This is a genomic window from Desulfocurvus sp. DL1XJH-121 (genome assembly GCF_054819825.1).
On sequence record NZ_JBTVWW010000045.1, the window covers coordinates 1 to 10,457 of the forward strand.

Sequence of the window (10,457 nt, forward strand, 5' to 3'; positions counted from 1 at the left end):
TGAGAGACACGCCTTGGCGTTGCCCATAGCTATAAGGGCCCGGTACCGCCCCCGCTCCAAAAGGGTGGCAGGGGAGTGCAAAGGGGCTGGGGGGCTCGCCCCCCGGCCCCTTTGCCAGCTGGTTCAAAAGCGCGAGCTTTTGAATCGGCTGGCTTCCCCAAACCGAGCATCTCGACTCCCCGCCTTTCCCTTCCTTCCCCCACAAAAAAGCGGCGAAGGAATTTTTCCCTTCGCCGCCCATATCCTTCCTCAACTCAACCCTACGACTTGATCCAAATCAAACTCCCCTGCCTGCCGCAGTCCTTCTCCCGCCGATACGAAAAAAATAACTCCGGCAAACTCATGGTGCACAGATCCAGGGAGTGGATGTTTTCGGGCCTGAGGCCCGCGCTCACCAACTGGTCCCGCGTCATGCGCCAGAGGTCCACGTGTCCGCCGTCCTGGGAGCGCCAGCGTTCGAAGTCCGGACCGAATTCCTTGTCGAAATTGGTGAACTCGCTCTTGCCCGGGCCCAGGCTGGGGCCGCGCACGGCCAGGACGTCCGAGGCCGAGAGCCCGTATTCCTCGCAGAAGTCGCGCACGCCCGTGGCCGGGAAATTCATGGCGTTGCCTCGCCAGCCCACGTGCAGGGCGGCCACGTGGCCGCCGTCTTTGTGGGCCAGGAGCAGGGGCTGGCAGTCCGCGGTCTTGATGACCAGGGCCTGCCCGGGCTGGTCCGTGGCCAGGCCGTCGGCGTCCAGGAATCCGGGTTCCCGGATGTTCCCGGGCTCGGGGTCGAAGATCATCTGGGGGCCGTGGACTTGGCGCGTTTCCTGCCAGTGGTCGAAGCCCAGGGCCTCCTGCAGGGCTTGGCGGTTGGCGTACACGCGCTCGGCGTCGTCGCCCACTTCCAGGGAAATGTTCGCGCCGCCGAAGGGGCCGGGCCCGGAGCCGCGCAGGCCGAAGGCGCACCCCACGGAGTCCAGGCCCGGGAAGACAAAGGGAATATAGGTCATATCCATGTGATCTCGTTCTCCGTGATTACGGCCTGCACGGGCACGTCCCAGGGGTCGCGGGGCAGGCGTTCAAGGACCTGGAAGGAATAGGCCAATCCGTACACAGCGGCGCCCGGGGCCCGTTCGCCGGACAAAAAGCGGTCGTAGAAGCCCGCGCCGAAGCCCAGGCGGAAGCCCTCGCAGTCAAAGGCCACGCCCGGCACCAGGATCAGGTCCGGCCGCGCCCCGGGCAGGGCCGGGCAGGCCCCGGGCTCGGGCTCGGGGATGCCGTAGGGGCCGGGCCTGAGCTCCTCCATGCAGCTGACGCAGGCCAGGTCCATGATCCCGGGCTCGCCCGGGCGGCAGCGCGGCAGGAGCACCCGCACCCCGCGCTCCCAGAATTCGGCGAGCAGCGGGCGCACGTCCACCTCGCCTCGCACGGGCATGTAGCTGAGCACTTCGCGCGCCTGTTCCCAGCCAGGGGTGGCGCGCAGGTTTTCGAGCACCAGGGCGGACAGTTCGGCGCGCTCGTCCTCGGGCAGAGCCGCGCGCAGGGCGCGCAGGCGCTCGCGCATGTCCTTCTTGGTTTCGCTCAGTCCCATGGGCCTTCCGGGGTTTCGCGTCGTCCGGTTTTTCAGTACATTCCTCTTGCGAGCGCCGCAGGAGCAACCGGCGGCGCTGTATCAATGTACTCCTTCCCGTGGAAACTGTTAAGGGAAACAACCGTGGAAACATTCGACAAGTATTGGATCGGGGTGGGCGACGTGCACGACGAGCCCGCCAATCTGGAGCGCATCCCCGGCGCGGCCGGGGCCGAGGGCATCATCGTCTCCGGCGACATCACCACCCACGACGGGGTGCCCGGGGCCAAGCGCGCCATCGAGCGCATGCGCGCGGTGAACCCGAACATCATGGCCCAGATCGGCAACATGGACGGGCCCGCGGTCCAGGACTGGCTGGAGGCCGAGGGCCTGAACATCCACAACAAGGCCCTGGAGCTGGCCCCGGGGATCGGGATCATGGGCCTTGGCTGGTCCTCGCCCACGCCCTTCGGCACGCGCAGCGAGGTCCCGGACGAGCGCCTGGGGAAGTGGCTGGACGAGACCCACGCCAAGGCGGGCGCCTGGGCGCAGCTGCTCCTGGTGTCCCACACCCCGCCCATGGGCACGCGCACCGACGACCTGGGCGGCGGCCGCCACGTGGGCAGCCAGGCCGTGCGCGCGTTCATCGAGCGGGTGCGGCCCACGGCCTGCCTCACGGGCCACATCCACGAGGCCCGCAGCCAGGACGACCTGGCGGGCACCCGGATCGTGAACCCGGGCATGCTGGCCCTGGGGGGCTACGCCCTCATCGGCCTCAAGGACGGCACGCTGAGCATGACACTGCAAACCCTTTAGCCGGGCGGCTGCATGAAACTCTATTCCTGGAACGTGAACGGCCTGCGGGCCGTGGTGGACAAGGGCTTTTGGGACTGGGCCAACGCCTGCGGCGGCGACGTCATCGGCCTGCAGGAGATCAAGGCCGAGCCCGACCAGCTGCGACCGGAGGACCGCGAGCCCCAGGGGTTCCAGGCGGTGTTCAACCCCAGCAAAAAGCGCAAGGGCTATTCGGGCACGGCCGTGTACCACAAGGCCGAACCCCTGGCCGTGTCCTTCGGCCTCGAGGACGAGCGCTTCGACGGCGAGGGCCGCTGCATCCACATGGAATATCCGGCCTTCCATTTCTTCAACATCTACTTCCCCAACGGCCAGAAGGACGACGAGCGCCTGGCCTTCAAGCTGGGCTACTACGACCGCTTCCTGGAGCACGCGCAAGAGCTGCGCCGGGACAAGCCCATCGTGGTCTGCGGGGACTTCAACACCGCGCACAAGGAGATCGACTTGAAGCGCCCCAAGGAGAATTCCCAGACCTCGGGCTTCCTGCCCGTCGAGCGCGCCTGGATCGACTCCTTCATCGGCCACGGCTACGTGGACACCTTCCGCATGTTCAACCCGGACCCGGACCAGTATTCCTGGTGGTCCTACCGCTACGGGGCGCGCAAGCGCAACGCGGGGTGGCGCATCGACTACTTCTTCGTGTCCGAGGAGCTGCGCGGGAAGGTCGCGCGGGCCTGGATCGAGCAGGACGTCATGGGCTCGGACCACTGCCCCGTGGGCGTGGAGTTGAATCTTTAGTTCGGGAAGGGCGGCAGTGCGCGATCTGGTGAGCGTGGGGTTCGCGTCCTTCGAGGCCTCGGTGCCCGAGGTACTGGACGCCTGCGGGGCCGGGGAGTTCCTGGCCGGGCGGGAGCGGGTGCTGCTCAAGCCCAACCTGGTCATGGCCAAGGAGCCGCCCGTGACCACGCCCGTGGCCCTGACGGAGGCCGTGGCGCGTTACGTGCGCGCGCACGCGCCCGGGGCCGAGATCGTGGTGGCGGAGGGCACGGGCTGCGGCCTGGAGACCGGCGAGGTTTTCGAGCGCCTGGGCTACGCGGGCATGGCCGCGCGCCTGGGCCTGCCCCTGGTGGACCTGAACCACGCCCCGCTGGTGCGGCGCGAGAACCCGGCCTGCCGGGTGTTCCCCGAAATGTGGCTGCCCGAGCTGGCCTTCACCCACACGGTGGTCTCCCTGCCCGTGCTCAAGGCCCATTCCCTGTCCACGGTCACCGGGACCATGAAGAACATGATGGGCTTCGCCCCGCCCGAGCATTACGGGGGCGGGAGCTACGGGGCCTGGAAAAAGGCACGCTTCCATCAGTACATGCACCAGTCCATCCGCGACCTCTGCGCCTACGTCTCCCCGGCCCTGACCCTCATGGACGCCTCGGTGGGCATGGCCGAATACCATCTGGGCGGGCCCGTCTGCGACCCGCCCGTGGGCCTGCTCCTGGCCGGGGCCGTCCCCCTGGCCCTGGACCGCGAGGCCGCCCGGCTCCTGGGCCTGGACTGGCGGACCATCGGGCATCTGGCGGAATAGGCCGCAGTGTCCCTGCCCGTGCCGGATTGAAGGCAGCGCGGGGATTGCACTGCCCCTTGCCCTGGTGGTATGGCCCTCAGGCGTTGCCGGTCACAGTTCTGGATGCTCGCGGCATCGGCACGGCCTGCAACGCGCCGATGCGGGGTGCCGGGGCAAAGACCATTGGCTGACGATGAGTCCGCAAGCGAAAACAGGTTGACCAACGGAGCACGATCAAATGGCAAACTTCTATTCCAACGCCAAGATGGATACGGACAAGTCGGCTCGCCACGAGGATGAGAAATCGGTTCGTTCGATGTACGAATTCGCCCCGTATCCTGACCTGGGGGCCAATCTCAAGGATTTGAGCTTCGTGTTCGCCCGGATCGACGCGGATCTGTCCCGGCGCGGCGCGGTCAGGTTTCTCGATGTGGGCTGCGGAACCGGGCACATCGCCGTGGGCGTGGCCAAGAGCCACCCCGCCTGGGAATGCTTCGGCCTCGACCTGTCGGACGCGTCCCTTGGCGTGGCCCGGCAACTGGCGGCCAAGCACGGGGCCAAGGTGGACTTCGCCAGGGGGTCCTATCTCGATCCCCTGCCTTTCGATGGCCTGTTCGACATCATCTCGGCCCAGGGCACGATCCATCATTGCGCCGACCCGGTGGGCGCCTTGCAGAACCTGCGCAAGCACCTCAAGGACGACGGGTTCTTGTCCATGCATCTCTACGGGATGAGGTGCGACCAGGAAAAATTCGACATCAAGGAAGTGCTCAGCATCCTTGAGCCGGACCTCACGGCGTACGATCGGCGCTTCAAATACTACAGGGCGCTGGTGGAGAAGAAAAAGAGCAACTGGTTCGACCGTCTGGCCCGGACCTCGCCCCGCGACGTGTACGCCGCCATCCGCGACGCCTGGCGCAACTACAACAGGAAGCGCAAGGGCATCTCCTGGTCTCCGTCCTTCCGCGAGAACTATCCCGAGTTGAACGCGCAGTGGATCGACCACTTCTGCCATCCCTGCGAAAGGGCCTATGAGGTCCCGGACGTGCAGAAGCTGGTGGAGGCCAGCGGGTTCTCCATCGTGCACATGATCGGGCAGGGCAGCGAGCGATTGGGACTGATCCCCGATGCTTGGCGGGAGCGATATCAGGAACTGGGCGAATGGGACAAATACAGGCTCTCCGAACTGCTTTCGCCCGGGCCCCGGTCCTTCAGCATGATTCTCAAGCCCGAGTAAGGCGTTTCAGCGTTTTCCGTGATCCGCCGGACCTGTGCCTCCCCTGGGTTCGGTCCGGCGGATTCCCGGGGGCCGTTTGAGCCCCCTGCCTTCCCTATTCTTCCTCTTTCCGCGTTATCCCTTGCCCTTCCTTGCCGCTGGTTTGGCTCCGTATCGTTTGTCCTCTTACAATTGACAAACCGCAACAAACCGTTCAGAAAATTCCAGTTCCCTTTGCCCGCCCCCTGGGGCCGGAGCTACCCGGGCGCCTCGCCCCGCGCGCCTCGCCCGGAAGCCGTGAACCCGCCACTAGGCCATTCTGGAGGAGAGAGATGACGCTTGCCGACTCGACCCTGCATGTGACCCGGCCCTCGCGCGCGTCCGCATACCTGGACTGGTTGCAGATGCTTTCCGGCGCGGCGCTGATCCTGTTCATCATCTGCCATATGCTGCTTGTCTCCAGCGTGCTCCTGGGCTCCTGGGCCCTGGACGGGCTGGCCGGATTCCTGGAGGCCACCTATCTGGCCCAGGTGGGCGGCCCGGCCCTGGCCCTGCTATTCCTGTTCCATTTCGTGCTCGCCGCGCGCAAGGTGCCCTTCCGCACCCTGGAGCAGAAGACCATCTGGGCCCACGCGCGCACCCTGCGCCACCGCGACACCTGGCTCTGGGTGGTGCAGGCCGCCACGGGCATGATCGTGCTGCTCCTGGGCGCGATCCACATGTGGTCGGTGCTCACGGACCTGCCCATCAGCGCGGCCAAGAGCGCGGCCTTCCTCGCCAGCGCCTCGGGCGTGCTCTTCAACCTCGCGCTGCTCGTCTGCGTGGCCCTGCATACCTGGATCGGCTGCTACCGCATCGGCGTGAAGTGGGGCTTCGTGCTCCGCGCGGGCCGGGCCAAGGCCATGCGCGCGGTGCAGATCCTCTTGGCCGTGTACGTGGGCATGGGCCTTCTGACGACCATCCGTTTCCTGTTCATGGCCCCGTAACCCCGACCCGAGGAGCCGACCATGCAGACCTTCACCACTGATCTTTTGAGCATCGGCGCGGGCCTTGCCGGGGAACGCGTGGCCATCGAGGCCGCGGGGGCCGGGTTCGACGCCATCTGCCTGTCCGTCGTCCCGGCCAGGCGCTCGCATTCCTCGGCCGCGCAGGGCGGCATGCAGGCGGCGCTCGGCAACAGCGCCATGGGCGAGGGCGACTCCCCGGACGTGCATTTCCTGGACACGGTCAAGGGCTCCGACTGGGGCTGCGACCAGGAGGTGGCCCGCCTGTTCTGCAACAGCGCGCCCATCGCCATGCGTCAGATGGCCCACTGGGGCGTGCCCTGGAACCGCGTGGTCGGGGGCAAGGGCTTCTACTACAAGGGCGGCCAGCGCTTCGAGAAGTTCGAGGACCCCAAGAACCACGGCCTGATCACCGCGCGCAACTTCGGCGGCACGGCCAAGTGGCGCACCTGCTACACCTCCGACGGCACGGGCCACACCGTGCTCTACACCATGGACAATCGCGCGGCCATGATGGGCGTGGACGTGCACGACAAGACCGAGGTCCTGAGCTTGATCCACGACGGCAAGCGCTGCGTGGGCGCGGTGGCCCGCTGTTTGAAGACCGGCGAGCTGCGCGCCTATCTGGCGCGGGCCGTGCTCATCGCCTCGGGCGGGTTCGGCCGCATCTACCGCGAGTCCACCAACGCCGTGATCTGCGAGGGCGCTGTGCACGCGGCGGCCCTGGACACCGGCATCGTGCCCCTGGGCAACATGGAGGCCGTGCAGTTCCACCCCACGGGCATCGTGCCCACCTACATCCTGGTCACCGAGGGCTGTAGGGGCGACGGGGGCACGCTCCTGGACGTGGACGAGAAGCGCTTCATGGACGGCTACGAGCCCGAAAAGGCCGAACTGGCCTCGCGGGACGTGGTCTCGCGCTGGATGATGCACCACATTCGCCAGGGCAAGGGCGTGGACAGCCCCTACGGCAAGCACCTCTGGCTGGACATCCGCCACCTGGGCGAGGAGCACATCCGGGGCAAGCTGCGCGAGGTGGACGAGATCTGCCAGAATTTCCTGGGCATCGACCCGGTGCACCAGCTGATCCCCGTGAAGCCCGTGCAGCACTACAGCATGGGCGGCGTGCGCACCGACAAGGACGGCTCGGCCTACGGCCTGGACGGGCTCTTCGCCGCGGGCGAGGCCGCGTGCTGGGACCTGCACGGCTTCAACCGCCTGGGCGGCAACTCCCTGGCCGAAACCGTGGTGGCGGGCATGATCGTGGGCCGCAAGGTCGTGGAATATTTGCAGGGGGCCGAGGCCGTGTACTCCACGGCCCAGGTGCGCGACGCCCTGGCCAAGGACAGCGACCGCATCGAGGCCCTGCGCACCGGGCGCAACGGCACGGAGAACGTCTACGCCGTGCGCCAGGCCATGCAGGACGCCCTGGAGGAGGGCGCGCACATCTTCCGCACCCAGGAGGGCCTGGAGCAGGCCGTGTTCAAGCTCCAGGATGTCCTGGCCCGTGCGCGCAAGCTGGGGCTCAAGTCCGACGGCCTGGGCGCGAACCCCGAGCTGGCCATGGCCCTGAAGCTGCCGGGCATGGTGCGCCTGGCCCTGTGCGTGGCCCACGGAGCCCTCAAGCGCACCGAGTCGCGCGGCTCCCACGCCCGCGAGGATTTCCCCGAGCGCAACGACCGCGACTGGCTCTCGCGCACCCTGGCCACCTGGAAGCACGAGGGCGACGACCTGCCCACCCTGGACTACGAGCCCGCCACCCCGTCCTTCGAGATTCCCCCGGGAGACCGGGGCTACGGCGGCGGCAGCATCATCCCCATGGACAATCCGCCTGCCGGGAAGGAGGGCTAGACATGGCGCGCACCCTGACATTCAACGTCTTCCGCTACAATCCCATGGACCCGGCGAGCAGCCCGCACATGGACAGCTTCGTGCTGCCCGAGATCCCGTCCATGACCCTGTTCATCGCCCTGAACACCATCCGCGAGGAGCGGGACCCGTCCCTGCAATTCGACTTCTGCTGCCGCGCGGGCATCTGCGGGGCCTGCGGCATGCTCATCAACGGCCGCCCGGGCCTGGCCTGCCGCACCAAGACCAAGGACCTGCCCGGGGAGATCACGCTCCTGCCCCTGCCGGTGTTCAAGCTGGTGGGCGATTTGTCCGTGGACACGGGCACTTGGTTCCGCGAGATGTACCAGAAGGTTGAGAGCTGGATCCACACCGACGAGGAGTTCGACCCGCAGGCCGAGGAGGCGCGCATGGAGAACTCCCTGGCCGAGGAGATCTACGAGCTGGAGCGCTGCGTGGAATGCGGCTGCTGCGTGGCGGGCTGCGGCACCGCGCGGATGCGCCGGGATTTCATGGGCGCCGTGGCCCTGAACCGCGTGGCCCGCTTCGCCCTGGACCCCCGGGACAAGCGCACGGACAAGGACTATTTCGAGATCATCGGCACGGACGAGGGCATCTTCGGCTGCATGGGGCTGTTGGGCTGCGAGGACGTCTGCCCCAAGAACCTGCCCCTGCAGGACCAGCTCGGGTTCCTGCGGCGCAAGATGGGCTTCACGGCCATCCGCCGCTTCCTGCCCTTTGCGAAGAAATAGGGCGCGAGAACCAGGCCCCGGCGCGTCCGGATTTCAGCAATCTTTCGCGGGCCGCGTGCGCCGGGGGCGCACGCGGCCCTTGCCATTGTCGCGGGTTTGCGGAATTTTCTTTCTGCGGCCCGCGCGGGCCGATCCCGGCCCGGCCTGCCCGGGCTCGTACCCCTCAAAGGAGTGACGCACCATGCGAACCATACAGGCTGCGGATCTCGTCGCCCCCGTGGCGGCCATGTGCCGAGAGGCCAACGTCTTTCTGCCGGGCGACGTGAAGCGCGCCCTCAAGGCGGGCCTGGAGGCCGAGGACGCCCCGGCGGCCAAGGAAGTCTTTCGCCAGCTGCTGGAGAACTACGAGCTGGCCGAGGAGACGGGCCTGCCCCTGTGCCAGGACTGCGGCCTGGCCGTGTTCTTCGTGGACGTGGGCGAGGACGTGCACGTCGAGGGCTCCCTCACGGACGCCATCAACCAGGGCATGATCCAGGGCTACGAGGAGGGCTTTCTGCGCAAGTCCTCCTGCGACCCGTTCACCCGCGCCAACAGGGGCGACAACTCCCCGGCCGTGATCCATTTCAGCTACGTGCCCGGCGACCGCATCACCGTGCGCTGCCTGCCCAAGGGCGGCGGCGCGGAGAACATGTCCCGCGTGACCATGCTCACCCCGGCCCAGGGCTGGAAGGGCGTCAAGGAATACGTGCTGCGCCGCGTGGCCGAGGCCGGGCCCAACCCCTGCCCGCCCATCATGCTGGGCATCGGCGTGGGCGGCTCCTTCGACACCGCGCCCATCCTGGCCAAGCGCGCGCTGCTGCGTAACCTGGAGGACACGAACCCCGATCCCAAGCTCGCGGCCATGGAGGACGAGCTCCTCGCGGCCGTGAACAAGCTGGGCGTCGGGCCCATGGGCCTGGGCGGCAAGACCACCTGCCTGGGCGTGAAGATCGAGACGGCCCCCTGCCACATCGCCAGCCTGCCCCTGGCCGTGAACGTCCAGTGCCACTGTATCCGGCACAAGGAGGTGGTGTTCTGATGGCCGAGCGCAAATTGACCACCCCGCTGACCGACGAGGCCGTGCGCGAGCTGCGCGCCGGGGACGTGGTGTTCATCACCGGCACCATCTACACGGCCCGCGACGCCGCGCACAAGCGGCTCATGGACATGATCGACAGGGGCGAGACCCCGCCCTTCGATATCAACGGCTCAATCATCTACTACGTGGGCCCCAGCCCCGCGCCCCCGGGACTGCCCATCGGCTCCGCCGGGCCCACCACCAGCTACCGCATGGACTCCTTCGCGCCCCGGCTGCACGCCATGGGCCAGAAGGCCTCCATCGGCAAGGGCAAGCGCAGCCCCGAGGTCAAGGCCGCCCTCAAGGAGCATACCGCCGTGTACCTCGGCGCAACCGGCGGCGCGGGCGCGCTGCTCTCCAAATGCATCACCGCCGCCCAGGTCATCGCCTTTGACGACCTGGGCCCCGAGGCCATCCGCGAACTCAGCGTGGAAAACTTCCCCGTGCTGGTCATCAACGACAGCCACGGCGGCGACCTCTACGCCGTGCCTGACCTCAAGGCCGCTGGCGTGGAGGACTAGCCCGGAAAATCGGGGGGCGCCGCCCCCCGGCCCCCCGCCAAAGGGGATAATCCCCTTTGGAATCTTTATAAATAAGGGGCTGTCCTAGCTAAGAGCTTCTACAGCCGTTTTTTAGTCCATTGTTTCAGTTTGTTGAGTAGTCTCTTGTGGT

11 protein-coding genes are annotated in these 10,457 nt (G+C 67.4%); 9 read left to right on the forward strand and 2 right to left on the reverse strand.

Features of this window, described 5'->3' with window-relative positions:
* Positions 1–260: 260 nt before the first annotated feature.
* A complete protein-coding gene (locus ACYYG1_RS17035) occupies positions 261–1,001 on the reverse strand; it encodes a purine nucleoside phosphorylase YfiH/LACC1 family protein (RefSeq protein WP_461211534.1) in 741 nt (246 codons plus the stop codon).
* Entirely contained in the window at positions 992–1,576 is a 585-nt protein-coding gene (locus ACYYG1_RS17040; protein WP_461211535.1) for a 5-formyltetrahydrofolate cyclo-ligase, read from the reverse strand. The genes ACYYG1_RS17035 and ACYYG1_RS17040 overlap by 10 nt, the downstream gene beginning before the upstream one ends.
* A gap of 123 nt (positions 1,577–1,699) precedes the next feature.
* Here ACYYG1_RS17040 and ACYYG1_RS17045 point away from each other — a divergent pair, with 123 nt between their 5' ends.
* The 9 genes from ACYYG1_RS17045 (at position 1,700) to ACYYG1_RS17085 (ending at position 10,306) form a co-directional block, all read left to right on the forward strand.
* Positions 1,700–2,371, forward strand: a complete 672-nt coding sequence (locus tag ACYYG1_RS17045; RefSeq protein WP_461211536.1) for a metallophosphoesterase — start codon at positions 1,700–1,702, stop codon at positions 2,369–2,371.
* Between the two features lie 12 nt (positions 2,372–2,383).
* Positions 2,384–3,148 carry an exodeoxyribonuclease III gene (locus tag ACYYG1_RS17050; RefSeq protein WP_461211537.1) on the forward strand — a complete coding sequence of 255 codons (765 nt, stop codon included), beginning with the start codon at positions 2,384–2,386 and terminating at the stop codon, positions 3,146–3,148.
* Between the two features lie 16 nt (positions 3,149–3,164).
* Entirely contained in the window at positions 3,165–3,929 is a 765-nt protein-coding gene (locus ACYYG1_RS17055) for a DUF362 domain-containing protein (RefSeq protein ID WP_461211538.1), read from the forward strand.
* A gap of 217 nt (positions 3,930–4,146) precedes the next feature.
* Positions 4,147–5,145 (forward strand): class I SAM-dependent methyltransferase, encoded by a 999-nt coding sequence (locus tag ACYYG1_RS17060; protein WP_461211539.1) that lies wholly within the window; start codon positions 4,147–4,149, stop codon positions 5,143–5,145.
* A gap of 311 nt (positions 5,146–5,456) precedes the next feature.
* Positions 5,457–6,110, forward strand: coding sequence for a succinate dehydrogenase/fumarate reductase transmembrane subunit (locus ACYYG1_RS17065; protein WP_461211540.1), 654 nt, complete (start codon positions 5,457–5,459; stop codon positions 6,108–6,110).
* Between the two features lie 21 nt (positions 6,111–6,131).
* On the forward strand, positions 6,132–7,979 hold the full coding sequence (locus ACYYG1_RS17070; protein WP_461211541.1) for a fumarate reductase flavoprotein subunit: 1,848 nt from the start codon (positions 6,132–6,134) through the stop codon (positions 7,977–7,979).
* Positions 7,980–7,981: 2 nt separating this feature from the next.
* Positions 7,982–8,728, forward strand: coding sequence for a fumarate reductase iron-sulfur subunit (locus ACYYG1_RS17075; RefSeq protein ID WP_461211542.1), 747 nt, complete (start codon positions 7,982–7,984; stop codon positions 8,726–8,728).
* A gap of 181 nt (positions 8,729–8,909) precedes the next feature.
* Positions 8,910–9,746 carry a fumarate hydratase gene (locus tag ACYYG1_RS17080; protein WP_461211543.1) on the forward strand — a complete coding sequence of 279 codons (837 nt, stop codon included), beginning with the start codon at positions 8,910–8,912 and terminating at the stop codon, positions 9,744–9,746.
* Positions 9,746–10,306 carry a Fe-S-containing hydro-lyase gene (locus tag ACYYG1_RS17085; protein WP_461211544.1) on the forward strand — a complete coding sequence of 187 codons (561 nt, stop codon included), beginning with the start codon at positions 9,746–9,748 and terminating at the stop codon, positions 10,304–10,306. The genes ACYYG1_RS17080 and ACYYG1_RS17085 overlap by 1 nt, the downstream gene beginning before the upstream one ends.
* Positions 10,307–10,457 lie beyond the last annotated feature (151 nt).

Excerpts from the sequence above, each read along its gene's own strand:
- ACYYG1_RS17035 (WP_461211534.1), bottom strand. The coding sequence starts at position 1,001 with ATGGATATGACCTATATTCCCTTTGTCTTCCCGGGCCTGGACTCCGTG.
- ACYYG1_RS17040 (WP_461211535.1), bottom strand. The coding sequence starts at position 1,576 with ATGGGACTGAGCGAAACCAAGAAGGACATGCGCGAGCGCCTGCGCGCC.
- ACYYG1_RS17050 (WP_461211537.1), top strand. The coding sequence starts at position 2,384 with ATGAAACTCTATTCCTGGAACGTGAACGGCCTGCGGGCCGTGGTGGAC.
- ACYYG1_RS17060 (WP_461211539.1), top strand. The coding sequence starts at position 4,147 with ATGGCAAACTTCTATTCCAACGCCAAGATGGATACGGACAAGTCGGCT.
- ACYYG1_RS17065 (WP_461211540.1), top strand. The coding sequence starts at position 5,457 with ATGACGCTTGCCGACTCGACCCTGCATGTGACCCGGCCCTCGCGCGCG.
- ACYYG1_RS17070 (WP_461211541.1), top strand. The coding sequence starts at position 6,132 with ATGCAGACCTTCACCACTGATCTTTTGAGCATCGGCGCGGGCCTTGCC.
- ACYYG1_RS17075 (WP_461211542.1), top strand. The coding sequence starts at position 7,982 with ATGGCGCGCACCCTGACATTCAACGTCTTCCGCTACAATCCCATGGAC.
- ACYYG1_RS17080 (WP_461211543.1), top strand. The coding sequence starts at position 8,910 with ATGCGAACCATACAGGCTGCGGATCTCGTCGCCCCCGTGGCGGCCATG.
- ACYYG1_RS17085 (WP_461211544.1), top strand. The coding sequence starts at position 9,746 with ATGGCCGAGCGCAAATTGACCACCCCGCTGACCGACGAGGCCGTGCGC.